Below are 24,635 nucleotides of genomic sequence, written 5' to 3'. Positions count from 1 at the left end.
GCCCGCCGTGCGGCCGGTCGGGGGCCGCCCCGGCCCCGTCCCGTACCGGCGGCTTCCGCGCGCCGGACCGAGCGCGTAGCCTGACGCGGCATGAAGATCTTGATCTCCGCCGACATGGAGGGGGCCACCGGCGTCACCTGGCCCGCCGACTGTCTGCCCGGGCGGCCCGAGTGGCAGCGGCTCCGGCCGGTCTTCACCTCGGATGTGAACGCCGCCATCGCCGGGTTCTTCGACGGCGGCGCCGATCAGGTCATCGTCAACGAGGCGCACATGACCATGCGCAACCTCCTGATCGAGCAGCTGGACGACCGCGCCGAACTGCTGACGGGGCGCCACAAGGAACTCGGCATGGTCGAGGGCGTCCAGCGCGGCGACATCGACGGCATCGCCTTCGTCGGCTACCACTGCGCCGCCGGCGCCGAGGGCGTGCTCGCCCACACCTACCTCGGCAGCTGCATCACCGGCGTGTTCGTGGACGGTGTCCGCGCCAGCGAAGGGCTGCTCAACTCGCTGGTCGTCGCCGAGTACGGCACCCCCGTGGTGCTGGTCACCGGCGACGACCTCACCTGCGTCGACGCCCTCCAGTACGCGCCGCAGGCGCCCGCCGTCGCCGTCAAGGACCACGTCTCCCGGCACGCCGCGATCTGCCGCACCCCCGCCCGTACCGCCGCGGACATCCGCTCCGCCGCCGCGCGCGGCGCCGTGCTGGCCGCCCGGCACGAGCCCGCGCCGCCCCGGGACCGGGTGATCGAGGTGGAGTTCGACGCCGAGCAGCTGGCCGGCGCCGCCACCTTCGTCCCCGGCGTCGAGCAGACCGGGCCGCGCCGGGTCGCCTACACCGCGCCCACCATGTACGAGGGCATCCGCTGCTTCAAGGCGCTGACCACGCTGGTATCCAACGCAGTCGAGGAATGGTATGGCTGAGCACGACCCGAACGCACCGCACCACATCGACCGGACGGCCCTGGACGAGGCCGTCACCTTCACCAGTGACCTCATCCGCATCGACACCACCAACCGGGGGCAGGGGGACGGCCGCGAGCGGCAGGCGGCCGAGTACGTCGCCGAGCGGCTGACCGAGGCGGGCCTGGACCCGATACTGCTGGAGAAGGCCCCCGAGCGCACCAATGTCGTGGCGCGCATCGAGGGCACCGACCCGTCCGCCGACGCGGTCCTGGTGCACGGCCATCTGGATGTGGTCCCGGCGGATGCCTCCGAGTGGTCCGTCCACCCGTTCTCCGGGGAGATCAGGGACGGCGTGGTGTGGGGGCGCGGGGCCGTCGACATGAAGGACGCCGACGCGATGGTGCTGGCGACCGTACGGGCCTGGGCCCGGGCCGGGATCCGCCCGCGCCGTGACATCGTGCTCGCCTTCACCGCCGACGAGGAGGACTCCGCCGACGTCGGCTCCGGCTTCCTCGCCGACCACCGCCCCGAACTCTTCGACGGCTGCACCATCGGCATCAGCGAGTCCGGCGCCTACACCTTCCACCCCGGTGACGGCCGCCGCATCTACCCGGTGGCGGCCGGCGAGCGCGGCACCGGCTGGCTGCGGCTGACCGCCCACGGCCGCGCCGGGCACGGGTCGCGCATCAACCGGGAGAACGCCGTTTCCCGGCTCACCGCCGCCGTCACCCGGATCGGCGAGCACCGCTGGCCGCTGCGGCTGACCCCCACGGTGCGGGCCGCGCTCACCGAACTGGCCGCGCTGTACGGTCTGCCGCTGCCCGACCTGGACGACGACGCGGCCGTCGAGCGGCTGGTCGCCGACCTCGGCCGGGCCGGCACCCTGGTCGCCGGGGCGCTGCGCAACAGCACCAACCCCACCATGCTGGACGCCGGGTACAAGGTGAACGTCATCCCCGGCACGGCCGGCGCGCACATCGACGGGCGGCTGCTGCCCGGCACCGAGGAGGAGTTCGCCGCCACCCTCGACGCCCTGACCGGCCCTGACGTGGCCTGGGACTACTACCACCACGAGCCGCCGCTGCAGGCGCCGGTGGACACCCCGGCGTTCGCCGTGATGCGGGAGGCGCTCCAGCACTTCGACCCGGGCGCGCACGTCATCCCGTACTGCATGTACGGCGGCACGGACGCCAAGCAGTTCTCCCGGCTCGGCATCCAGGGGTACGGCTTCATGCCGTTGCGGCTGCCGGAGGGCTTCGACTATCAGGCGATGTTCCACGGCGTGGACGAGCGGGTGCCCGTCGAGGCGCTGCACTTCGGTACCCGGGTGCTCGACCGCACCCTGCTCGCCCTGTAGCCGCGCCGCCGCCTCCGCCCTCCCGCCGCACCGGTAGGGCGGGGGAGCGGGCGGCCCGTCAGCGGCCGAGGGAGTCGCCGGGCGAGTCGCCGAGGGAGTCCCAGAACTCCGTGAGCACCCGGGCACCGCGCGCCGGGTCCTGGAGCATCCAGTAGTGGGTCAGGCCGTCCAGCTCGGCCACCCGGGCGCCCAGGGGCCGGGCCACCTCGGTGTCCAGGTCCGGGCGCGCCATCGGGTCCCCGGTCGGCACCAGGACCAGTCCGGGCGCGGCGGTGGGGCCGTCGAGTTCCTTCCCCCAGTCGGCGGCGAGGTTCGGCCGGGCCGAGCGGTAGAGCGCCAGGATGGCCGCGCTCATCCCGGCGTCGTGGATCGCGTCGATCTCCCGGCCCAGCTCCGGGGTCATGCCCCGGCCGCGCAGCAGATCGCCGAAGGTACGGCCGCTGCCGGAGGGCGCTTCCCGCAGCCCGGCCAGAGACTCCTCGCCCTCCGGGCTGCGCTGCCACAGGGTGGCGGCCTCGTGCCAGATGTAGTCGGGGTGCCAGCCGTGGGCGACGTCGGAGACCCAGCTGCGCAGCGGCACATCGGTGCGGGCGGAGGCGACGCGCATCGTGAGGTGCCCGCCCCAGTCGTGGCCGACGACGTCGACGGGGCCGCCGATGGCGCGCAGTTCATCGGCCAGCCAGGCGGCGTACGGGTCCTTCCCGGTGAGGCCGGCCGGGCGGGGGGTGCCGAAACCGGGCAGGCGCAGGGCGACGCCGGGCCGGTCGAGGTGGTCCCGGAGAGCGTTCCAGAGGGCGGGGGTCTCGGGCACCCCGTGGACGAATACAACGGTCATGACGGCTCCTCGGACGGAACTGGATAACGTATCCACTTCACCGTAGCAGCCAAGTTGATAAGCTATCCATCTGAGGTGCCGAAGGGAGACACATGCGGGCCGACGCGGCACGGAACAGACAGCGGATCCACGACGTTGCGCGGCAGGCGATCGCCGCCGGCGACACCACGCTCACCCTCAACGAGCTGGCCCGCCGCGCGGAGGTGGGGGTCGGCACGGTCTACCGCGTCTTCCCCACCCAGCGGGCGATGCTCGAAGCCGTCCTGGAGGACTCCGCCCGCGACCTCATCCGGCTGGCCGACGCGGCGGAACGGGAGAGCGACCCGCACCGCGCGCTGGAGGAGTTCCTGCGCACCGCGCTCGCCGCCGCCCTGGAGCAGCCGGGCCTGTTCAACGTCCTGATCACCGTCACCGACGAGACGGACGCCCTGCGCCGGGCGAAGGCCGAACTGGTCACCCGGGCCTCCCAGTTCCTCGGCCGCCTGCACCCCGCACCGGCGCTGACCGGCGAGAACCTGCTGAAACTGTTCTGCGGACTGATCCACGCCATCAGTGAGCACCCCGAGGACCGCCGCCCCGCCGCCACCGACGCCTACCTTCAGCTGCTGCGCGCCGGTCTCACCGCCGGGCCCGCCGGCTGAGCGAGCACGCCGTCCCCGGGCCGCGTTGTCAGTACCCCCTGCTTCGATGGCCTCAGCGGGAACGCGCACACCACCGAGCGGAGGAGACACCGTGGGCACCTGGGGCAGTGGGAACTTCGAGAGCGACCCGGCCAGGGAGTATCTGTCCTCCTTCCTGGACGGGCTCGTCGCCGAGATCGCCGAGGCCATGGACGGTGATCCGGTCGCCATCGAGGCCGACGAGTACGAGGGCGTCGTCGTACCGTGCCGGCTGGAACTGCTCCACGTCCTCATCCGCGCCGGGCACACCTCCGACACCCCGCTGCGGCCGGAGCTGGTCCGGCACTGGAAGCAGCGGTACCTGGCCGTGTGGGAGCGGACGATCGACGAACTGGAGCCCGCACCCGGCTTCAAGGAAGAACGGCGCGCGGTGCTGAACCGCACCTTCGACCAACTGGCCGAGGCAGCCGCCGAACGCCTCACGTAGCCGCCCGGCGCCGCCCCCAACTCCGCCGCGCCCACGCCGAGTCGTCCGCCGCCCCCTCACGCGCCGAACACACCCGGTCCGGTGGCTGGAGCGCCGATCAAGGTCGTGGAACGATCCCCGGGTGACCCGGTGACGCCCGGACCGACCCCGCCCTGGAGGCAGCTCATGGCGCACGACCGCTACGGAACCTGGCCCTCGCCCATCGACGCCGCCCTGGTCGCCGCCCACGACGGCAAACCCGAGTACCTGGGCGCCGTCGGCGAGGAACTGTGGTGGACCGCCCCCCGCCCCGCCGAGGGCGGCCGGCGCGCCCTGGTGCGGCTGCGCCCGGACGGCGGCGGCGTCGCCGAAACCGTCCTGCCCGCCCCGTGGAACGCCCGCAACGCGGTCATCGGCTACGGCGGCCACCCGTGGGCCGGCATCGCCCGCCCCGAGGGCGGCCCGCTGATCGCCTTCACCGACCACGGCGACCAGCGCGTCCACGCCCTGGAACCGGACGCCCCCGGCGGAGCGGCCCCGCGCCCGCTGACCCCGCCGGCCGGCCCGGGCGGCCAGCTCCGCTGGTGCGACCTGCGCCCGCACCCGGAGCGCGGCGAGCTCTGGGCGGTGCTGGAGGAACACCGCGAGGGCGGCACCGTGCGCCGGGTCCCGGTCGCGATACCGCTGGACGGCTCCGCCGCGACCGCCCCGGCCGCCCTGCGCGAACTCACCCCGGAAGGGCCCCGGTTCGTCACCTGCCCCCGGCTCTCCCCGGACGGCAGGCGCGCGGTCTGGCTGGCCTGGGACCACCCCCGGATGCCCTGGGAAGGCACCGAGCTGAAGATCGCCGACCTGGGCCCGGACGGCCGGCTGACCGGCGTCCGCACCCTGGCCGGCGGCCCCGAGGAGGCCATCGCCCAGGCCGAGTGGGCCCCGGACGGCACCCTGCTGGCCACCACCGACCGCACCGGCTGGTGGAACCCGCACCGCGTCGACCCCGACACCGGCGAGGCGGTCAACCTGTGCCCGCGCGAGGAGGAGTTCGCCGAGGGACTGTGGCGCATCGGCTGGCGCTGGTCGGCCCCGCTGGAGAGCGGCCTGATCGCCGTGCTGCACGGCACGGGCGGCATGCGCCTCGGCGTCCTCGACCCGGCGACCGGCGAACTGGCCGACGCACCCGGCCCGTACGGCGAATGGGCGCCGTCCCTGGCCGTGCAGGGCAGCCGGATCACCGGCATCGCGGCCGGCCCGCACACCGGCTGGCAGATCGTCCAGCTGGACACCACCACCGGGCACACCCGGGTGCTGGCCGAGCACCACCGGGACCCGGTCGACCCGGCCTACTACCCGCGGCCGCGGACCCGCACGGTCACCGGCCCGGACGGCCGGGAGGTGCACGCCACCGTCTACCCGCCGGCCCATCCGCTGGCCACCGCCCCGGCACCGGAGGACGAACGGCCCCCGTACGTCATCTGGGCGCACGGCGGTCCCACCTCCCGCGCCCCCGTCGTCCTCGACCTGGAGATCGCCTACTTCACCTCGCGCGGCATCGGCGTCGCCGAGGTCAACTACGGCGGCTCCACCGGCTTCGGCCGCGCCTACCGGGAACGGCTGCGCGAGCAGTGGGGCGTGGTGGACGTGGCGGACTGCGCCGCCGTCGCCCGCGCACTGGCGGACGAGGGCACCGCCGACCCGGACCGGCTGGCCATCCGGGGCGGCAGCGCGGGCGGCTGGACCGCCGCCGCCTCGCTCACCGGCGCGGACACCGCCGGCCTCTACCGCTGCGGCACCATCAGCTACCCCATCCTGGACCTGGCGAGCTGGACGGGGCCCGGCACCCACGACTTCGAATCCCGCTACCTCGACTCGCTCGTCGGACCGCCGGCCGAGGTCCCCGAGCGCTACCGCGACCGCTCCCCGGTCACCCACGCCGACCGCATCACCGCGCCCTTCCTGCTGCTCCAGGGCCTTGACGACACCATCTGCCCGCCGGAACAGGCCGACCGGCTGCTGGCCGCCCTCGCCGAGGGCGGGGGACCGGGCGTGCCGCACGCCTACCTCACCTTCCCCGGCGAGGGCCACGGCTTCCGCCGCGCCGAGACCATCGTGACCGCCGTCGAGTCCGAACTCGCCCTGTACCTGACCGTGTTCGGCGTGGAGCGGCCCGACGCGCCGGCGCTGGAGCTGCGCCGGTGATCCGCGCGCCGCGCCCCGGCGACCGGGTGGCGGTGGTGGCCCCGGCCGGGCCGGTGGAACCGGACGTGCTCAAGGCGGGCACCGAGATCCTGCGCGGCTGGGGCCTGCGGGTGGAGGTGGGCCCATCGGTCTCGGCCGGGGCGCCGGCGCCGCTGCCGCATCTGGCCGCCCCGGACGCCGAGCGGGCCCGCGACCTGGAGCGCGCCTGGTGCGACCCGGGCGTGGCGGCGGTGATCTGCGCCCGGGGCGGCTACGGCAGCCAGCGGATTCTCGACCTGCTGGACTGGCCCGCGCTGGCGGCGGCCCGGCCGAAACCCCTGCTCGGCTTCAGCGACATCACCGCGCTGCACGAGGCGTTCGCGGTCCGTCTCGCCGTGCCCACCTGGCACGGTCCGATGCCGGGCACCACCGCGTTCACCGACGACGCGGTGGCCCAGGAGCGGCTGCGGCGGGCGCTGTTCGCCCCGCACGAGCCCACCGTGATCACCGCGCCCACCGCCCGCACCCTGGTCCCCGGCCGGGCCCGCGGCATCACGATGGGCGGCTGCGCGAGCCTGCTGGCGGCCGGGGCCGGCACCGCGCACACCCGCCCCTCGGCGGCCGGCGGCATCCTGCTGCTGGAGGACGTCGGCGAGGAGCCGTACCGGATCGACCGGGTGCTCACCCAACTGCTGCGCTCCGGCCGGCTGGCCGGGGTGGCCGGCATCGCGCTCGGCTCCTGGCGGGACTGCGGCCCCTACGAGGAGGTCCGCGCCGTCCTGCTGGACCGGCTGGCCCCGCTCGGCGTCCCGATGGCGGAAGAACTCGCCTTCGGCCACGGCCCTCACCCCCACACCGTCCCGCTCGGCGTCCCGGCCACCCTGGACGCCGACCGGGCCACCCTGAGCTGTGAGGGAACGCCCTCGTCGTCCGGGACCGGCGGCAGCTGAACCCCCCCCACCGGGCCGGCCCGCCGGTGGCGTGCGGAGCGTCCGCCGGCCCGCCACGGGAGTCAGCCGTCCGTGCCCAGATCCTTCCGCATCGCGTCCCGGAGGCCGCGTATGGCGTGGATCATCGCCTCGAACGCCTCGAACGCCTCGGGCAGCGGGCCCGGCGCGCCGTCCCGCACGAGGTCCCTGACGTCACGGATGGCGCGGAACGCCTCGTCGGAGGCCGAGATGACCGGCGCCGGCGCGAACAGCCCCAGCTGATGGCGCAGTTCGTAGGCGCCGCCCTCCCGGTACGCCTCGGCGCTCAGCCGTGCGCGCTCCTGCTGGCCGAGGCCGGGGGAGCGGACGATGTCCTTGAGCTCGTTCCTGGTCCGCGTCAGCGCCGCCAAGTACGCGACGTACAGCTGCCGTTTCGACTCCTGGCGCCGCACCGCCTCCTCGCGCCGCGACCGGGCCCGCTCCGCGATCATCGTCGCCGCGAGAGCCACGACCCCACCCACGGCCGTCCCCACCAGAGTCCCCCAGTCCACGGCGCCACAGTAGACCAGCGGGCCCCGGCGCTCGCCCGCCCGGGTGACGGTCGTGACCCCGTGCCCGGACCGCACCGGACGCGGCCGGGTGCGTACGGGCGGCGGCGTGCCGGCTCCGTATGCTGCTGCGGCGATGCGGGAGCGGCCACCCCGGCGGGGACGGGCCGCCCGCACGCCGGCCGGAGAACCACCCGGCCGCAGCTTCGGGTCGAGAAGAGGGACGATGGAGAAGAACCCGGCGGTGCCGCGCGAGCCCGGGCACGAGGTGGGGGACGCGCACGGGCTGCTGCTCGCGTATCTCGACTACTACCGTGCCGTGGTGCTCGCCAAGGTGGACGGGCTGTCCGAGGAAGAGCTGCGCACCTCGCGGCTGCCGTCCGGGTGGGCACCGCTGGAGATGATCTGGCATCTCGCGCACGTGGAACGCCGCTGGCTGCGCTGGGGCTTCCTCGGGGAGGCGGTCGAGGAGCCGTGGGCGGACTGGCTGCACGGGCCGGGCGGGGAGAAGCAGCGCTGGGCGGTGCCCGACGGGGTGAGCACCGCCGAGGTGCTGGAGACCTTCCACCGGTACGCCGCGGACTCCCGGGCGATCACCGCGGATGTCGCGCTGGAGGCGCGGGCCGAGGGGGGCGGCCGGTTCGCCGGGGAGGGGGAGGCGCCGACGCTGGGCTGGATCCTGTTCCACCTGCTCCAGGAGTACGCCCGGCACGCCGGTCACCTGGATGTCGTACGCGAGCTGGCGGACGGGACGCGGGGAGAGTAGCGAACCCGGACAACCCGGACTACGGTGGAGGGAACGCCGCGACGGGCTCCGATCGCGCGGCCCGCGCGTGGTGGTACGCGAAAGCGAACGCAAAGGAGTACCCGCCATGACCACCGCTGCGGACATGATGAGCCAGGGTGCGCAGTGCATCCCCATGACCGAGACCCTGGACCGCGCCGCCCAGCTCATGCGTGAGCTGAAGGTGGGCGCGCTGCCGGTCTGCGACGCGGACGAGCGCATGCAGGGGATCGTCACCGACCGCGACATCGTCGTGAAGTGCGTGGCCGCCGGCCACGACCCCGCCCGGGTGACCTGCGGTGACCTGTGCGAGGGCACGCCGCGCTGGATCTCCGCCGACGCCGACGCCGAAGAGGTGCTGAGCGAGATGGAGACGCACCAGATACGGCGGCTGCCGGTCATCGACGGCAACAAGAATCTGGTCGGCATGATCAGCGAGGCCGATGTGGCCAGGACGCTGGATGACGACCAGGTGGCCGAGTTCGTCGAACGGGTCTACGCCGGCTCCTGAGAGCCGGCCGTCACCCGGACGGCCCAGCCGCCGCGTCCGCCCCGCCCGGCCTGCGGGCCGCTCGGCGGGCGGGCGGCGCCGGGTCCGGCCATGCTGGGGCCATGGCTACGAACCCACGCCCCAGGAAGGCGAGCGGGAGCACCCCGCTCGGGGACTTCTTCACTCCGGGCCGCATCACCGCCCTGCTGATCGCGGTGCTCGTCCTGATCTTCATCTTCGAGAACACCCGCAAGACCCGCATCCGGCTGCTCATCCCCGAGGTCACCATGCCGCTGTGGGTGGCCCTGCTGGCCACCGGCCTGATCGGGCTGTTCCTCGGCATGTATCTGACGCACCGCAGAAGATAAACCCCCGATGCCCTCTTTCACCCGACTGGGTGACCGTGTTCCATGGTCATCACGGTGCCGGCCGCACAGGCCGGAGGTGAAGGGGAGCGAGGGTGTCCATGACGGGAACCACAAGCGCGGCCGGAACCACCACCGGAGCCACCCCGGCCACCGTGCGCCGCGGCACGCTCACCCTGCCGGTCGCGCCCCTGGGGCCCGAGAACCCGCTGCCGCCGCTGCATCCGCTGGACGAGGCGCACCGCCTCGCCCCCGCCGAACTCGCCGTGCTGCCGCCCGACGCCGCCCGGCAGGCCACGTACGCGCCGCTCACCTCCGTCCTGCCCACCCGGCTCAACGACGGCTACGGCCGCGCCCGCGAGGCCACCGGGATCGCCACCCTCGTCCTGGAGAACGACCGGCTGCGCGCCACCGTGCTGCCCGGCTGGGGCGGCCGGATCCACTCGCTGTTCCACAAGCCCACCGGGCGCGAACTCCTCTACTCCAACCCGGTGCTGCAACCCGCCAACTTCGCGCTCAACGGCGCCTGGTTCTCCGGCGGCATCGAATGGAACATCGGCGCCACCGGACACACCACCCTCTCCTGCGCCCCGCTGCACGCCGCCGCCGTCCCCGCCCCCGACGGCGGGCAGCTGCTGCGGCTGTGGGAGTGGGAGCGGCTGCGCGACACCCCCTTCCAGGTCGACCTGTGGCTGCCGGCCGGCTCCGACTTCCTCTACGCCGGCGTTCGCATCCGCAACCCCCAGGACACCACCGCGCCCGTCTACTGGTGGTCCAACACCGCCGTCCCCGAGCACTCCGGCACCCGCGTCCTGGTCCCCGCCGACTCCGCCTGGCACTTCGGCTACCGGCGCCGGCTGCGCCGCGTCCCCGTCCCCGGCACGCCCGAAGGGCCCGACCGCACCCGCCCTTGGCACGGCGACCACCACCCCGCCGACTACTTCTACGACGTGCCCGCCGGCGCCCGTAAGTGGATCGCCGCCCTGGGCGCGGACGGGTACGGCCTGGTGCAGACCTCCACCGCCGCCCTGGCCGGCCGCAAGCTCTTCGTGTGGGGCACCGGCCCCGGCGGGCGCCGCTGGCAGCGCTGGCTCACCGAGCCCGGCACCCCCGGCTACGTCGAGATCCAGGCGGGACTCGCCCGCACCCAGCTCGAACACCTCCCGCTGCCGGCCGGCGAAGAACTCAGCTGGCTGGAGGCGTACGGCCCGCTCACCGCCGACCCCGCGCGCAGCCACGGCGCGGACTGGGCCGAGGCCCGTACCCACACCGGCCGCGCGCTGGAGGCCGCCCTCCCCGCCGCCACCCTGGACGCCGCGCTGGCCGCCTGGCGCCCGCACGCCGACCTCGACCCCGGCGAGCCGCTGCACACCGGCAGCGGCTGGGGCGCCCTCGAAGTCGCCCGGGGCGGCTACGAACTGCCCGGCACCCCGTTCGACCCCGCCGCCCTCGGCCCGGCCCAGCGGCCCTGGCTGGCCCTCCTGGACACCGGCCGGCTCCCCGGCCACGCCCTGCCCGCCGCCCCGCCCGGGCCCACCCTGGTCGCCCGCGCCTGGCGCGAGAAGCTGGAGTGCGCCACCCCCGGCGGCCCGCTGACCGACTACCACCTGGGGATCGCCCAGTGGCACGCGGGCGATCTCGCCCAGGCCGTCCGCAGCTGGGAACGCGCCCTGGCCGGCGGACCGAGCCCCTGGCCGCTGCGCGCCCTCGCCGTCGCCGACGCCCGTGCCGGGCATCCCACCCGGGCCGCCGAACGGGCGCTGACCGCCACCGAGCTGGCCCTGGCCGAACCCGCCACCACCGAGCCCGCGCTGACCGCGCTCGCCACCGAAGCGGTCACCGCCCTGCTGACCGCCTCCCGCCCGGAAGCCGCCCGCGCCCTCCTGGACCGGCTGCCCGCCTCCGTACGCGCCCGGGGCCGGCTGCGGCTGCTGGCCGCCCGCACCGAACTCGCCCTCGGACAGCGGGAGGCGGCCCGCGCCCTCTTCGACGAGCCCTTCGAGATCCCCGATCTGCGCGAGGGCGAGGAGTCGCTGCACACCACCTGGGCCGCCCTCACCGACGAGCCGCTGCCCGCCCACTACGACTTCCGGATGCGGCCCGAGGACGGCCCGGAACCCGCCTGAACGACCGTACGGGCACGCTCCGCCCGACCGAACGGGCCCGAAACGGGCATCGCCTGTGACCGTACGGGCGCCCGCTCCTGCCATGGAAAGCGCTGTCCGCGTGCTGCCCGAAGCAGCCCCCCACAGCTCCGAACGGGCACAATCGGGCAGGATTCATCGAACACCTGGCCTGTTCGACGCCCCGTTCCCAACGGTAGAACTCTGCAAGCGGCCCGAACGGGCAGCGACAGCAACGCAGCTGTGCGGGTAAGGAGCGTGGACGCAATGACCGCTGAAGAGCGCCAGCGCGCCATCGTCGGCGCGGCACGCCGCGCCGGCTCGGTCGAAGTGGGCGCCCTCGCGGAAGAACTGGGCGTCGCCAAGGAGACCGTACGCCGCGACCTGCGCGCCCTGGAGGCCCACGGATTGCTGCGCCGCACCCACGGCGGCGCCTACCCGGTCGAGAGCGCCGGTTTCGAGACCACGCTCGCCTTCCGCTCCACCATGCACGTCCCCGAGAAACGGCGCATCGCCGCAGCCGCCGCCGAACTGACCGGCGAGGCCGAAACACTCTTCATCGACGAGGGCTACACCCCCCAGCTCATCGCCGAATCCCTGCCCAGGGACCGCAGCCTGACCATCGTCACCGCCTCCCTGGCCATCGCCGGCCACCTCGCCACCGTCCCCGGCTTCAACGTCCTGCTGCTCGGCGGCCGGGTACGCGGCGGCACCCTGGCCACCGTCGACCACTGGACCACCCGGATGCTGTCCGGCTTCGTGATCGACCTGGCCTTCATCGGCGCCAACGGCATCTCCCGCGAACACGGCCTCACCACCCCCGACCCGGCCGTCAGCGAGGTCAAGCAGCAGGCCGTACGCGCCTCCCGGCGCCGGGTGTTCGCCGGCGTGCACACCAAGTTCGGTGCCGCCAGCTTCTGCCGCTTCGCCTCCGTCACCGATCTGGATGTGATCGTCACCAGCACCAGCCTGTCCACCGCGGAGGCCCATCGCTACAGCCTTCAGGGCCCGCAGGTCATCCGCGTCTGACACCCCCGAACGTCCCCCCGTCCGTCTCCCCGACCCCCCAGCGGGCGGTGCAACGCCGCACGCCCGAAACACCAGGAGTACCGACCATGCGCCGCAGTCCGAGCCGACGCGCCCTCCGCACCGCCGCCGCCGTCACGGCGGCCGGTGCCCTCCTCGCCGCCTGTTCCGGAGCCGGAGGTGGATCCGGCTCGTCCGGCGGCGACAGCATCAACGTCCTGATGGTGAACAACCCGCAGATGACCCAGCTGCAGCGGCTCACCGCGGACCACTTCACCAAGGACACCGGCATCAAGGTGAACTTCACCGTGCTCCCGGAGAACGAGGTCCGCGACAAGATCAGCCAGGACTTCGCCAACCAGGCCGGCCAGTACGACGTCGCCACCATCAGCAACTACGAGACGTCCATCTACGCCCGCAACGGCTGGCTCCACGAACTCGACCCGTACCTGCGCGACGACGCGGACTACGACGTCCAGGACATCCTCACCCCCATCCAGCTGTCGCTGACCGGTGAGGACGGCAAGCTCTACGCCCAGCCGTTCTACGGCGAGTCGTCCTTCCTGATGTACCGCACCGACGTCTTCGAGGAGCACGGGCTCACCATGCCCGAGCAGCCCACCTGGACCGAGGTCGCCGAACTCGCCGCCGAGGTCGACGCGGCCGAGGACGGCATGAAGGGCATCTGCCTGCGCGGCCTGCCCGGCTGGGGCGAGGTCATCGCCCCGCTCACCTCCGTGGTCAACACCTTCGGCGGCACCTGGTTCACCGAGGACTGGGAAGCCCAGCTGGACTCGCCCGAGTTCACCGAGGCCACCCAGTTCTACGTCGATCTCGTCCGCGAGCACGGCCAGTCCGGCGCGGCCCAGTCCGGCTACGCCGAGTGCCTGAACAACATGGTCCAGGGCAACACCGCCATGTGGTACGACGCCACCGCCGGCGCCGGCTCCCTGGAGGCCGACGACTCCCCGGTCGCCGGCAACATCGGCTACGTGCCCGCCCCCGTCGAGCAGACCGCCTCCTCCGGCTGGCTCTACACCTGGGCGTGGGGCATCCAGGCGTCCTCCAACAAGGCCGACACCGCCTGGGAGTTCATCTCCTGGGCCTCCAGCAAGGAGTACGAGGAACTGGTCGGTGAGACCCTCGGCTGGTCCAACGTCCCGGCCGGCAAGCGCACCTCCACCTACGAGAACCCGGACTACCAGGAGGAGGCCGCCGCCTTCTACCAGGTGACCCACGACGCCATCGCCGCCGCCGACCCGGTCAACCCCGGTGTCCAGCCCCGCCCGGTGCCCGGCATCCAGTTCGTGACCATCCCCGAGTTCGCCGACCTCGGCACCAAGGTCTCCCAGGAGATCAGCTCCGCCATCGCCGGCCGGCAGTCCGTCGAGGACGCCCTCGCCAAGTCCCAGAGCCTGGCCGACGCCGTGGCCGAGGAGTACCGCAACCGATGACCGCACCCGCTGTTCCGGCAGCGACTTCGCCCGGGACCCGGTCCCGGGCGAAGGCCTGGGCCACCCGCGCCCCGCTGCTCCCCGCCCTGATCTTCATGATCGTGGTCACCCAGCTGCCGTTCGTGGCGACCCTGGTGATCTCGCTCTTCGACTGGAACGCGCTCTACCCCGACGACCGTTCGTTCAACGGCCTCGGCAACTTCTCCACCGTGCTGTCCGACTCCGCGCTGCGGTCCTCGGTCACCACCACGGTGCTGCTGACCGCGTCCGTCGTGCTGATCAGCCTCGTGCTCGGCCTCGCCATCGCCCTGCTGCTGGACCGCAAGTTCCGCGGCCGGGGCCTGGTGCGCACCATGATGATCACCCCCTTCCTGCTGGTGCCGGTGGCCGCCGCGCTGATGTGGAAGCACGTTCTGTACAACCCGGAGTACGGGCTGCTCAACGGCATGCTCGTGTGGCTCGGCGACCTGCTGGGCTTCACCCCGCCGCAGCCCGACTGGATCTCCGAGATGCCGCTGCCGGCCGTGGCGCTCTCGCTGATCTGGCAGTGGACCCCGTTCATGACGCTGATCCTGCTGGCCGGCCTCCAGAGCCGCCCGCTGGAGCAGTACGAGGCGGCCCGGCTGGACGGCGCCGACAACTGGCAGATCTTCCGCCATCTGACGCTGCCGCACCTGCGGCGCTACCTGGAACTGGGCGCGCTGCTCGGCTCCATCTACATCGTCCAGAACTTCGACGCGGTGTTCACCATCACCCGGGGCGGCCTGGGCACGGCGAACCTGCCGTACGCGATCTACGAGGAGTTCTACCAGGCGCAGGACTACGGGGTGGCCTCGGCGGCCGGTGTGCTGGTGGTCATCGGTTCGCTGATCATCGCCATGTTCGCGCTGCGCGTGGTGTCCTCGCTCTTCCGCGAGGAGGGAAGCCGAGCATGAGCACGACCACGACCGAGACCGCCGTGTCGCCCCCGGCCAAGACGCCGCCGCCCGGCCGCACCCCGGCCACCGGCACCGCCCGCCGGCCCAAGCGCTTCACGTCCTTCATCCCGGGGTTCCTCGCCTGGTTCGCCGGCCTGGTCTTCTTCCTCCCCGTGGCCTGGATGGTGCTCACCTCCTTCCACTCGGAGTCGGACGCCGCCAGCAACCCGCCGGCGCTCACCGCGCCGCTCACCCTGGACAGCTACCGGCAGTTCTTCAGCTCCGACGGCGCCAGCCCGTGGCCGCCGCTGATCAACTCGATGACCGCGTCGGTGGCCTCCACCCTGCTGGTGCTGCTGCTGGCGCTGCCCGCCGCGTACGCGCTGTCCATCCGCCCGGTGAAGGCCTGGCGGGACGCGCTGTTCTTCTTCCTGTCCACGAAGATGCTGCCGGCCATCGCCGGTCTGCTGCCGCTGTTCCTGTTCGCCAAGAACATCGGCTTCCTGGACAACATCTGGCTGCTGGTCCTCCTGTACACCTCGATGAACCTCCCCATCGCGGTGTGGATGCTCCAGTCCTTCCTGGCCGAGGTGCCGCCCTCGCTCATCGAGGCGGCCCAGATCGACGGCGCGAAGCTGCCGGCCATCCTGTTCCGGGTGGTGGGTCCCGTGGTGCTGCCCGGCATCGCGGCCACCTCGCTGATCTGCTTCATCTTCAGCTGGAACGAGATGCTGTTCGCCCGGGTGCTCACCGGCGTCACCGCCGAGACCGCCCCGGTGTTCCTGACCAGCTTCATCACCAGCCAGGGCCTGTTCCTGGCCCAGGTGTCCGCCGCGTCCCTCGCCATCTCCCTGCCGGTGCTCGCCGCCGGCTTCGCCGCCCAGGACAAGCTGGTCCAGGGCCTGTCGCTAGGAGCAGTCAAGTGAAAGCCGCACTCATCGAGTCCGTGGGCAAGGTCTCCCTGACCACCGTTCCCGACCCCACCCCGGGGCCGCGCGACGTGGTGGTGGAGGTGGCGGCCTGCGGGCTGTGCGGCACCGATCTGCACATCCTTCAGGGCGAGTTCGCCCCGACCCTGCCGATCATCCCGGGCCACGAGTTCGCGGGTGAGGTCGTCGGCATCGGCAAGGACGTCACCGAGGTCGCCATCGGCGACCGGGTGGCCGTCGACCCGTCGCTGTACTGCTACGAGTGCCGCTACTGCCGCAACGGCCACGCCAACATGTGCGAGCGCTGGGGCGCCATCGGCGTCTCGGTCCCCGGCGGCGCCGCCGAGTACGCGGTCGCGCCGGTCGCCAACTGCGTCAAGCTGCCCGAGCACGTCAGCACCCAGGACGCGGCGCTGATCGAGCCGCTGTCCTGCGCGGTGCGCGGCTACGACGTGATGAACTCGGTGCTCGGCGCCCGGGTGCTGATCTACGGCTCGGGCACCATGGGCCTGATGATGCTGGAGCTGGCCAAGCGCACCGGCGCCAGCGGCGTGGACATCGTCGACATCAACCCCGAGCGGCTGGCCACCGCCCGCACGCTCGGCGTCAGCGCGGCGGCCGTCTCGGCGGACGAACTGGACCGGCCGCAGGGCTGGGAGATCGTCATCGACGCCACCGGCAACGCCGCCGCCATCCAGGACGGGCTCGGCCGGGTCGCGAAGGCCGGCACCTTCCTCCAGTTCGGTGTCGCGGACTACGCGACCACCGCCACCATCGAGCCGTACAAGATCTACAACCAGGAGATCACCATCACCGGCTCGATGGCCGTGCTGCACAGCTACGAGCGGGCCGCCGACCTGTTCGCCACCGGCATCCTGGACCCGCAGGTCTTCATCAGCGACCGGCTGCCGCTGGACCAGTACCCGCAGGCGCTGGACCAGTTCGCCAAGGGCGTGGGCCGCAAGACCGTGGTGACCCCGTAACCCGCGGGACGCTCACGTATGGAGCCGCGCCTTCCGGCCATGGAGGGCGCGGCTCCGCGCGTTCGCCGCACCGCGCTCACCGTGCTGCGGGCGGCGTGAACCCCGGGCGGGCCGGTGCGCTGCGGGCTCAGGCAAAAGTGTTTGCCGCCGGGCCGGTCCGTGGCGAGGATGGCCGGGTGAGCACACCGCACGACCCCCGCACCCCCGCCGTACGCCCCCTCACGGACGCCGACGTCCCCACCGCCGTCGACACCCTCGCCCGGGCCTTCGCCGACTACCCCTTCACCCGGCACGTCATCGCCGCGGACGGCCACCGGGAGCGGATCCGGCGATTCCAGGAGCTCTGCCTGACCCGCATCGGCCGGGAGTACGGCCGGGTGTGGGTCGCCGAGGAGGGCCGCGCCGTGGCCGTCTGGGCCGTCCCCGGCCAGGACCCCACGCCCGCCTTCGCCGCGCTCGCGCCGGTCTTCGCCGAACTGAGCGGCGACCGGGCCGCCGCCTACGCCTCGGCGGAAGCGGCCCTCGCCCCCCACCGGCCGCAGGAACCCGGCTGGTTCCTGGAGACGGTGGCCACCGCCCCCGAGGCACAGGGCCGGGGCCTGGGCCGCGCCGTACTGCTCCCCGGGCTCCAGGAGGCCGGGGCGGCGGGCCTGCCGGCGTTCCTGGAGACCTCGGACGAGCGGAACCTCAGGTTCTACGAGCGGCTCGGCTTCCGCGTCACCGCCGACGTCCCCCTCCCCGACGACGGCCCCCGCACCTGGTGCCTGCGCAAGGACCCGGGCTGAGGCCCGCCACGGGCCGCGTTCAGCGGGCGAGCAGTTCCCGCAGCCGGGCCGCCACCCCGGCCGGCGCCTCCTCCGCCATGAAGTGGCCCCAGCCCACCGTCTCGTGCCGCAGATCCGCCGCCCACGCCCCCCACAGCGCCGCCGCGTCGTAGCCCAGGGCCGCGCCCCAGTCCTGCTGGAGCACGGTCACCGGCATCCGCAGCCGGTTGCCCGCCGCCCGGTCGGCCCGGTCGTGGTCGAGATCGGCCCCGGCCGACGCCCGGTAGTCCGCCACGATGGAATCGACGGACGCCCGGCACGCGTCCAGGTAGGCGGCCCGCACCGGCCCCGGGATCGCCGACGCGTCGCCCGCCCAGCCGTCGAGGAAGTACCCGAAGAACGCGTCGGGGGCGCCCTTGATCAGCTGCTCGGGCAGCCCCGGCGGCTGCGCCATCAGATACAGATGGAAGCCGACCGCCGCGCTCACCCCGTGCATCGCCTCCCACATGTCCAGGGTCGGCAGCACATCCAGCACCGCCAGATGGCTGATCGCCCCCGGGTGGTCGAGCCCGGCCCGGAAGGCGACCAGCGCGCCCCGGTCGTGCCCGGCCAGCGCGAACCTCTCGTGCCCCAGCGCCCTGGCCAGCGCCACCGTGTCGGCGGCCATGGCGCGCTTGGAGTAGTCCCCGCCCACCGGCTTGTCGCTGTCCCCGTACCCGCGCAGGTCGGGGCAGATGACCGTGTGGTCCGCCGCCAGCTCGGCGGCCACGTGCCGCCACATCAGATGCGTCTGCGGAAACCCGTGCAGCAGCACGAGGGGCGGCCCCGAGCCGCCGACCGCCGTGTTCAGCTCCACCCCCTCCGCGACCCGGACCCGCCGGTACCCGAACCCCTCGATGACGGTCTCCGTCATGTCACTCACTTCCCATCCGTGCTGCGCTGGTGTCCCGCGGGACCCGACGTCTTCGACCCTCCACGGCGCGAATGAGCAGCCGATGAGTACGGTGAACGGGTGCGGGTCGAGTTCGAGGTGCTGGGGCCGGTCACGGCGCGGGACGCCGCCGGGCGCCCGATCCCGCTCAAGGGGCCCCGGCACCGTGCCGTTCTCGCCCGGCTGCTCGTCGCCCGCCGCCGCGTCGTCCCCGTTCCCCGGCTGGTCGCCGACCTGTGGGAGGACGAGCCGCCAGCCGGCGCCGTACCGGCCCTGCGCACCTTCGTCGCCGCACTGCGCCGCGCGCTGGAGCCGGACCGCCCGCCCCGCACCCCCGCCCGGCTGCTGGTGACCGAGGGCCCCGGGTACGCGCTGCGCGCCGACCCGGGGACGGTGGACGCCGAGCGGTTCTCCTCGGCGGTCGCCGCCGCCACCACCCCGGACGCGCTGGCCGCGGCCCTGGCCCTGTGGCGCGGACCGGCTTACGCGGATGTCGCCGACGCCCCGTGGGCCCGCGCCGAGCGCACCCGGCTGGGCGAGCTGCGGCTGCACGCCGTCGAACGCCGCGCCGCGCTGCTGCTGGACCGGGGCAGCGCGGCCGAGGCCGTCCCCGACCTGGACGCGCACGTCACCGAGCACCCCTGGCGGGAGGACGGCTGGCGGCTGCTGGCCCTGGCCCTGTACCGCAGCGGACGGCAGGGCGACGCGCTGGCCGTGCTGCGCCGGGCCCGCACGCTGCTGGTGGAGCAGCTGGGCGTGGACCCGGGCCCGGCGCTGCGCCGGCTGGAGGCGGACATCCTGGCCCAGGCCGGCTCGCTGGCGGGCGGCGGCACGGTGGAGCGGGTGTGGGAGGAGACGGCCGCCGCGTACGACCGTACGGTGGCCGGCGGCTCCCGGGCCCGGCTGGAGTCGACGGTCGGCCTGCTGCGGGAGCTGGCGCTCACCGGCGGCGCGGGGCTGCTGGCCGCGCGCGGCCACCGGCCGTCGGCCGTCGCGGCGGCGGAGGAACTGGGCGACCCGGAACTGACGGCACGGGTGATCGGCGCGTACGACGTACCGGCGATCTGGACCCGGGTGGACGACCCGGAGCAGGCCGCCCGGGTGGTGGCGGCGGCCGAGCGGACGCTGGCCGCGCTGCCGCCGGACGCCGCCCCGGCCGCGCGGGCCCGGCTGCTGGCCACCATCGCCGTGGAGGTGCGCGGCGCGCCCACGGAACGCGCCGGGGTGGCCGCCCGGGAGGCGGTGGCGCTCGCCCGCGAGCTGGGCGACGCGCGGCTGCTGGCGTTCGCGCTGAACGGCCTGTTCATGCAGACCTTCGACCGGGCCGGGCTGGCCGGGCGGCGGGACGGGATCGGCGCCGAACTGGTCGCGCTCGCCGCCCGGCACGGGCTGCCCGCCTACGAGATCCTCGGCCATCTGATCCGGATGCAGGCGCACGCCGCGCGCGGCGACTTCCCCGGTGCCGACCGGCACGCGGCGGCGGCCGACCGGCTGGCGGAGCGGCACGACCGGCCGCTGGTGGCGGTGTTCACCCAGTGGTACGCGGCGCTGAGACGCGCGGAGCGCGGCCCGGTGGCCGAGGCGGAGGCGGCGTACCGGGCGGCGGCGGAACGGCTGAGCGGCGCCGGGATGCCCGGTCTGGAACGGGGTCTGCTCCCGCTGGCCCTGCTCTGTCTGCGGATCCGGCACGGGCTGCCGTGGGAGGACCCGGCGGCAGCGGGGGAGGAGCCGGACTGGGGGCCGTACGCCCCGTGGACCCGCCCGCTGCTGCTGCTCGCCCGGGGCGCGGACACCGAGGCCGCCGCCGCGCTGCGCGCCCTGCCGCCGCCACCCCGGGACCTGCTGTACGAGGCGATGTGGTGCCTGACGGCGAAGGCGGCGGCGGCCGTCGGCGACCTGGAGACGCTGCACCGGGCCCGGACGGCGCTGGCCCCGGCCGCCGGGGAACTGGCCGGCGCGGGCAGCGGACTGCTCACGCTGGGGCCGGTCACCGGCTATCTGTGACGGGCCCGGCGCTGAGCGCCCGCGACGGGCGGCGGGGGCCGGAGGCGGCGGGTGCCGCCGTGCGCGTCATCCGGTGATCCGGCTGGTGAACCCCGCCGCGCGCAGCCGCTCGAACGCCGCCAGGACCTCCTCCGGCACGGGCATCGCGACCACGAACCCCTTGGCCGGGTAGACCAGCAGCCGGTGCAGGGTGCCGACCAGCATGTCGATGACCAGCCGCTCGTCACCGAGGGACGCCGCGTACCCCTCGTACGTCACCGGCGCCGAGGCGCTGACGACCGTCACCTCCGGCCAGCGCCTGCCCACCGTGGCGTACGCGCGGCGCTCCTCGTAGGGCTTGCTGACCAGCAGGACGGAGGAGACGGCGAGGCCGGCTTCGCGCAGCAGCGACCGGGAGAAGTCGATGTTCTCCCCGGTGTGGGACGCCCGCCGCTCGGTGAGGATCGCCTCCTCGGGGACCCCGAGTTCCCGGGCACGCTCGCGGTAGTGCACGGCCTCGCCGCGCGGCATCCGCTGCCGGGTGGTCGGGCTGTTCCCGCCGGTGAACAGCACCAGGGGAGCCAGCCCCCGCAGATACAGCGCGGCGGCGGTCTCCGCGACGCCGATGTCGTGGCTGCCCAGTCCGATCAGCACATCGCACGGCCGCGGGGTGTGCCCCATGCGGTGATAGGTCCACAGCCGGCGGGCGTCCGCCCGCACCCGGTCCGTGATCATCCCGGTCCTCCTCCGCCGCACACCGGCGGGCCTCCGCACCGGCGCAAGCCGACCCTACGGCGGAACGCGGACGCCGGTCAGGACCGCCCGGCCGCGCCGGGCCCGCGTGCCGGGTCCCCGGAATCCGGACGACGGCGGGTCACACCCGGCACAGTGCCTCGCCGTTCAGCACCGCGAACCAGCCGTCCGCCGCGCGGCCCCACTCCCGCCAGGACGCCGCGACGCGCTCCAGATCGGCGCGGGTGGCGTACCCGCCGGAGACCGCGCGGTCGGCGTACGCGGAGGCGGTGGTGCGTTCCGCCCACAGATCGCTCCACCAGGCGCGCTCCGCCTCGGTGGCGAAGGTCCAGACACCGGCCGAGGAGCGGACATCCGTGAAACCCGCCTGCCGCGCCCAGGACAGCAGCCGGCGTCCGGCGTCCGGTTCGCCGCCGTTGGCCCGGGCCACCGCGCGGTAGAGCGCCGCCCACTCCGTGAGACCCGGCACCTCCGGGTACCAGGTCATCGCCGCGTAGTCCGCGTCCCGGACCGCCACCACCCCGCCCGGCCGGGTCACCCGGCGCATCTCGCGCAGGGCCGCGACCGGGTCGGCGAGATGCTGGAGCACCTGGTGGGCGTGGGTGACGTCGAAGGCGCCGTCCGGGAAGTCCAGCGCCAGCGCGTCACCCGTGGTGAACCGGATGTTGGTCACCCCGCGCGCGCTCGCGGCGGCGCGCGCCTGCTCCAGTACGCCGGGCGCCGCGTCCAGCGCGACCACCTCGCCGCCGTCCCCGGCCACCCGCTCCGCCAGATCGGCGCTGATGGTGCCGGGACCGCAGCCCACGTCCAGCAGCCGCTGCCCCGGGCGCAGTTCCGGGAGCAGATGCCCGGCGGAATTCTCGGCGGTGCGCCAGCGGTGCGAGCGCAGCACCGAGTCGTGGTGGCCATGGGTGTACGTCGCGTCGTTCGGCATGCCGCCCAGCCTGCCGGGCGTCTCGGATGGTGAGCAAGAGCATTCCGTATCGTGGACGCACCGCTTCGGGTGTCACCGTGACGGACCACCGGGATTGCCGTGCCGCGCCACCTCACCGTGGATGGGAGACAGCACCCGGGAGGCCCCGTATGACCGAACCGCACGCCCCCGTCCAGCGCCCGCCGCGCCCGCTGGGCGAGCGCCGCACCTGGCCGCGCAGCTTCGCGGACCGGCTGACCAGCCCCCGCCCCGGGCTGACCGCCCTGGTGCTCGCCGCCCGGGAGATGGGCGGGCTGCGGCCGGAACAGGAGGCGCTGCGGCGCGGCGGCGAACTGCCGTACGCGCCCGCCCCGCTGCCCGAGGCCGAGCCCGGCGTCCTGGCCGTCACCTGGGCCGGGCACGCCAGCTGGGTGATCCGCATCGGCGGCCTCACCGTGCTCACCGACCCGGTGTGGTCGCGCAAGATCCTCGGCACCCCGGCCCGGGTCACCCCGCCGGGGGTGGCCTGGGACGCTCTGCCGCCGGTCGACGCGGTCGTCATCTCGCACAACCACTACGACCATCTGGACGCGCCGACCCTCAAACGGCTGCCGCGCGCCACCCCGCTGTTCGTACCGGCCGGCCTTGCCCCGTGGTGCCGCCGGCGCGGCTTCATCCGGGTCACCGAACTCGACTGGTGGGAGGCCGCAGAACTGCCCGCGCCGGGCGGCCGGGCCGCCGCCGTCCGGTTCGACTTCGTGCCCGCCCACCACTGGTCGCGGCGCGGCCTGTACGACACCTGCCGCACGCTGTGGGGCGGCTGGGTGCTCACCGCGCGCTCCGGGCGCCGGGTGTACTTCGCCGGGGACACCGGCTACGGGCACTGGTTCACCGAGATCGGCGCCCGCTACCCGGGGATCGACCTGGCGCTGCTGCCGATCGGGGCGTACGCGCCGCGCCGGCTCCAGCAGCCGGTGCACACCGACCCGGAGGAGGCGGTCGCCGCCTTCCAGGACGTGGGCGCCACCCGGATGGCACCGATGCACTGGGGCACGTTCCTGCTCTCCTCCGAACCGCCGCTGGAACCGCTGGACCGGGTACGGGCCGCCTGGGGCGCGGCGGGGCTGCCCCGCCAGGACCTGTGGGACCTGCCGGTGGGCGCGTCCCGGGTCCTGGAGGAGGGAGCCCGCGAGGCGCGCGGGTTCTAGGGGGGCGGTACCGGGTACGGCCGGTGGCGGGGCGTCAGTCCGGTGGGGTCAGGCCCAGCGAGCCGATCAGGTCGAGCATGTCCGTGCGGTACAGGGCGGCTGGGTCGTGGACGACCGCGCCGATGTGGCCGTGGATCTCCAGGGCGACCAGGCCGTGCATCCGGCCCCACACCCGCAGCGCGAGCGCGGCTGCGGCGGGCGGGATCTCGGCGCCGTCCTCGTCCTGGAGCCTGGCGAAGAACGCCGGGGGGAAGTCCGACCAGCTGACGTCGGCCGGCTGATGGCGGCCGGCCAGTGGCCAGGCGTCGGCGACCAGGCGGGTGAGGCCGCCGCAGATCCGGCGCGAGGCGCGCTCCACCGGGCCGTCCTCCGGCGGCTGGTAGCCGGGCACCGGGTCGCCGAAGAAGAGCCGGAAACCCTGGGGGTTGGCCAGGGCCCACGCGCGGGTGGCCAGCGCCCAGGCCAGCAGCCGGCCGCCGGTGTCGGCGGTGGGCACCGCGTCCCGGGCGGCCTCCAGGGTGTCGGCCAGGTCGGTCGCGATGCCGCCGGTCAGCGCGGTGATCAGCTCGTCGCGGGTGGCGAAGTAGCTGTAGATGGCCCGGGGCGTCATGCCCATCTCCCGGGCGATGCCGCGCAGCGAGATCGCCCCGGGGCCGTCCTCGGCCAGCTGCGCCAGGGCGATCGCCGTGATCTCCCGGGTGGTCTCGGCCCGCAGCCGCTCCCTGCGGGTCATGGTCGTGGTCTGCTCGCTCACCTTGACAGGTTACAGCGTTGCGTTCATCCTCAGTGAGGTAAAAGTACACGCCGTGTAGTAAGTCTCTGGTGGAGAGGGAGCGCGCATGCCCGCCTATGTGATCGTCGATGTCGAGAGCCTGGACGACGAGGAGGCCGCCGTCGCCTACAGCGAGGTGGCGATCCCGTCCATCGCCCGCTACGGCGGCCGGTACCTGGTGGGCGGACCGACACCGGGGCCGGTCGAGGGGAACTGGGACTCGGCCCGGCTGATCGTCATCGAGTTCCCCGGCATGGCGCGGATCCGGGAGTGGTACGACTCGCCCGAGTACACCCGCGCCCGGGAGATCCGGGAGGGCGCCATGCGGCTGCGCATCGTGTTCGCCGAGGGCGTCCGCACCGGCGTCCCGTCCTGAGGCGCCCGGCCCCGCGTCCCGGCCGCTC

The 24,635-nt window shown here is 74.3% G+C and carries 25 protein-coding genes; 19 read left to right on the top strand and 6 right to left on the bottom strand.

Annotation, left to right across the window (positions count from 1 at the left end):
• Positions 1-90: 90 nt before the first annotated feature.
• Both BM385_RS02510 and BM385_RS02505 read left to right on the top strand, forming a co-directional pair.
• On the top strand, positions 91-924 hold the full coding sequence (locus BM385_RS02510; RefSeq protein WP_019432478.1) for a M55 family metallopeptidase: 834 nt from the start codon (positions 91-93) through the stop codon (positions 922-924).
• Entirely contained in the window at positions 917-2,263 is a 1,347-nt protein-coding gene (locus BM385_RS02505) for a M20/M25/M40 family metallo-hydrolase (protein ID WP_093842032.1), read from the top strand. Before BM385_RS02510 ends, BM385_RS02505 begins: the two co-directional genes overlap by 8 nt.
• 58 nt (positions 2,264-2,321) lie before the next feature.
• Here BM385_RS02505 and BM385_RS02500 read toward each other — a convergent pair whose 3' ends face one another.
• Entirely contained in the window at positions 2,322-3,098 is a 777-nt protein-coding gene (locus BM385_RS02500) for an alpha/beta fold hydrolase (RefSeq protein ID WP_093842031.1), read from the bottom strand.
• Between the two features lie 92 nt (positions 3,099-3,190).
• Between BM385_RS02500 and BM385_RS02495 the strand changes: the two genes are divergently transcribed.
• The 4 genes from BM385_RS02495 to BM385_RS02480 all read left to right on the top strand — a co-directional run bounded on the left by BM385_RS02495 (position 3,191) and on the right by BM385_RS02480 (position 7,309).
• Positions 3,191-3,739 (top strand): TetR/AcrR family transcriptional regulator, encoded by a 549-nt coding sequence (locus tag BM385_RS02495; protein WP_019432475.1) that lies wholly within the window; start codon positions 3,191-3,193, stop codon positions 3,737-3,739.
• 91 nt (positions 3,740-3,830) lie between these two features.
• Positions 3,831-4,205: a DUF4259 domain-containing protein gene (locus tag BM385_RS02490; RefSeq protein WP_093842030.1), complete on the top strand. Its 375-nt coding sequence runs from the start codon at positions 3,831-3,833 to the stop codon at positions 4,203-4,205.
• Between the two features lie 165 nt (positions 4,206-4,370).
• Positions 4,371-6,380, top strand: a complete 2,010-nt coding sequence (locus BM385_RS02485) for a prolyl oligopeptidase family serine peptidase (RefSeq protein WP_093842029.1) — start codon at positions 4,371-4,373, stop codon at positions 6,378-6,380.
• Positions 6,377-7,309 (top strand): S66 peptidase family protein, encoded by a 933-nt coding sequence (locus BM385_RS02480; RefSeq protein ID WP_093842028.1) that lies wholly within the window; start codon positions 6,377-6,379, stop codon positions 7,307-7,309. The genes BM385_RS02485 and BM385_RS02480 overlap by 4 nt, the downstream gene beginning before the upstream one ends.
• Positions 7,310-7,371: 62 nt before the next feature.
• On the opposite strand, the gene BM385_RS02475 is transcribed toward BM385_RS02480, so the two are convergent.
• Positions 7,372-7,839, bottom strand: coding sequence for a hypothetical protein (locus BM385_RS02475; RefSeq protein WP_139275134.1), 468 nt, complete (start codon positions 7,837-7,839; stop codon positions 7,372-7,374).
• 223 nt (positions 7,840-8,062) lie between these two features.
• Here BM385_RS02475 and BM385_RS02470 point away from each other — a divergent pair, with 223 nt between their 5' ends.
• From BM385_RS02470 to BM385_RS02425, 10 genes are all read left to right on the top strand, one after another.
• Complete coding sequence (locus BM385_RS02470) at positions 8,063-8,602, top strand: DinB family protein (protein ID WP_019432470.1); 540 nt, start codon at positions 8,063-8,065, stop codon at positions 8,600-8,602.
• Positions 8,603-8,708: 106 nt separating this feature from the next.
• The gene (locus BM385_RS02465) at positions 8,709-9,131 is read left to right on the top strand and encodes a CBS domain-containing protein (RefSeq protein WP_093842026.1); all 423 of its coding nucleotides are present in this window, start codon (positions 8,709-8,711) and stop codon (positions 9,129-9,131) included.
• Positions 9,132-9,232: 101 nt separating this feature from the next.
• Positions 9,233-9,478 carry a LapA family protein gene (locus BM385_RS02460; protein WP_019432468.1) on the top strand — a complete coding sequence of 82 codons (246 nt, stop codon included), beginning with the start codon at positions 9,233-9,235 and terminating at the stop codon, positions 9,476-9,478.
• Between the two features lie 98 nt (positions 9,479-9,576).
• Positions 9,577-11,601: a DUF5107 domain-containing protein gene (locus BM385_RS02455; protein WP_093842025.1), complete on the top strand. Its 2,025-nt coding sequence runs from the start codon at positions 9,577-9,579 to the stop codon at positions 11,599-11,601.
• A 264-nt stretch (positions 11,602-11,865) separates the two neighbouring features.
• Positions 11,866-12,627, top strand: a complete 762-nt coding sequence (locus tag BM385_RS02450; protein ID WP_019432466.1) for a DeoR/GlpR family DNA-binding transcription regulator — start codon at positions 11,866-11,868, stop codon at positions 12,625-12,627.
• A gap of 86 nt (positions 12,628-12,713) precedes the next feature.
• Positions 12,714-14,078 carry an ABC transporter substrate-binding protein gene (locus BM385_RS02445; RefSeq protein WP_019432465.1) on the top strand — a complete coding sequence of 455 codons (1,365 nt, stop codon included), beginning with the start codon at positions 12,714-12,716 and terminating at the stop codon, positions 14,076-14,078.
• Positions 14,075-15,013, top strand: a complete 939-nt coding sequence (locus BM385_RS02440) for a carbohydrate ABC transporter permease (protein ID WP_019432464.1) — start codon at positions 14,075-14,077, stop codon at positions 15,011-15,013. The genes BM385_RS02445 and BM385_RS02440 overlap by 4 nt, the downstream gene beginning before the upstream one ends.
• Positions 15,010-15,921 carry a carbohydrate ABC transporter permease gene (locus BM385_RS02435; RefSeq protein ID WP_254791419.1) on the top strand — a complete coding sequence of 304 codons (912 nt, stop codon included), beginning with the start codon at positions 15,010-15,012 and terminating at the stop codon, positions 15,919-15,921. Before BM385_RS02440 ends, BM385_RS02435 begins: the two co-directional genes overlap by 4 nt.
• Complete coding sequence (locus BM385_RS02430) at positions 15,918-16,907, top strand: zinc-dependent alcohol dehydrogenase family protein (RefSeq protein ID WP_019432462.1); 990 nt, start codon at positions 15,918-15,920, stop codon at positions 16,905-16,907. Before BM385_RS02435 ends, BM385_RS02430 begins: the two co-directional genes overlap by 4 nt.
• 176 nt (positions 16,908-17,083) lie before the next feature.
• Positions 17,084-17,692, top strand: a complete 609-nt coding sequence (locus BM385_RS02425; RefSeq protein ID WP_093842024.1) for a GNAT family N-acetyltransferase — start codon at positions 17,084-17,086, stop codon at positions 17,690-17,692.
• Positions 17,693-17,711: 19 nt separating this feature from the next.
• Here the strand turns inward: BM385_RS02425 and BM385_RS02420 are convergent, their stop codons facing one another.
• A complete protein-coding gene (locus BM385_RS02420) occupies positions 17,712-18,584 on the bottom strand; it encodes an alpha/beta fold hydrolase (RefSeq protein ID WP_093842023.1) in 873 nt (290 codons plus the stop codon).
• A gap of 99 nt (positions 18,585-18,683) precedes the next feature.
• On the opposite strand from BM385_RS02420, the gene BM385_RS02415 reads away from it, so the two are divergent.
• Positions 18,684-20,606 carry an AfsR/SARP family transcriptional regulator gene (locus BM385_RS02415; protein ID WP_093842022.1) on the top strand — a complete coding sequence of 641 codons (1,923 nt, stop codon included), beginning with the start codon at positions 18,684-18,686 and terminating at the stop codon, positions 20,604-20,606.
• A 66-nt stretch (positions 20,607-20,672) separates the two neighbouring features.
• Here the strand turns inward: BM385_RS02415 and BM385_RS02410 are convergent, their stop codons facing one another.
• Positions 20,673-21,320 (bottom strand): YdcF family protein, encoded by a 648-nt coding sequence (locus tag BM385_RS02410; protein WP_019432457.1) that lies wholly within the window; start codon positions 21,318-21,320, stop codon positions 20,673-20,675.
• Between the two features lie 139 nt (positions 21,321-21,459).
• Positions 21,460-22,272 carry a methyltransferase domain-containing protein gene (locus BM385_RS02405; RefSeq protein WP_093842021.1) on the bottom strand — a complete coding sequence of 271 codons (813 nt, stop codon included), beginning with the start codon at positions 22,270-22,272 and terminating at the stop codon, positions 21,460-21,462.
• 149 nt (positions 22,273-22,421) lie between these two features.
• Between BM385_RS02405 and BM385_RS02400 the strand changes: the two genes are divergently transcribed.
• Positions 22,422-23,459, top strand: coding sequence for an MBL fold metallo-hydrolase (locus tag BM385_RS02400; RefSeq protein ID WP_093842020.1), 1,038 nt, complete (start codon positions 22,422-22,424; stop codon positions 23,457-23,459).
• A 34-nt stretch (positions 23,460-23,493) separates the two neighbouring features.
• On the opposite strand, the gene BM385_RS02395 is transcribed toward BM385_RS02400, so the two are convergent.
• Positions 23,494-24,213, bottom strand: coding sequence for a TetR/AcrR family transcriptional regulator (locus BM385_RS02395; RefSeq protein WP_019432454.1), 720 nt, complete (start codon positions 24,211-24,213; stop codon positions 23,494-23,496).
• An 85-nt stretch (positions 24,214-24,298) separates the two neighbouring features.
• Here BM385_RS02395 and BM385_RS02390 point away from each other — a divergent pair, with 85 nt between their 5' ends.
• Positions 24,299-24,607 carry a DUF1330 domain-containing protein gene (locus tag BM385_RS02390; RefSeq protein WP_019432453.1) on the top strand — a complete coding sequence of 103 codons (309 nt, stop codon included), beginning with the start codon at positions 24,299-24,301 and terminating at the stop codon, positions 24,605-24,607.
• Positions 24,608-24,635: the final 28 nt, after the last annotated feature.

This window comes from Streptomyces harbinensis (assembly GCF_900116145.1).
Classification (GTDB): Bacteria; Actinomycetota; Actinomycetes; order Streptomycetales; family Streptomycetaceae; genus Streptomyces; species Streptomyces carpaticus.
This window is presented reverse-complemented; position numbering and strand designations above follow the sequence as displayed.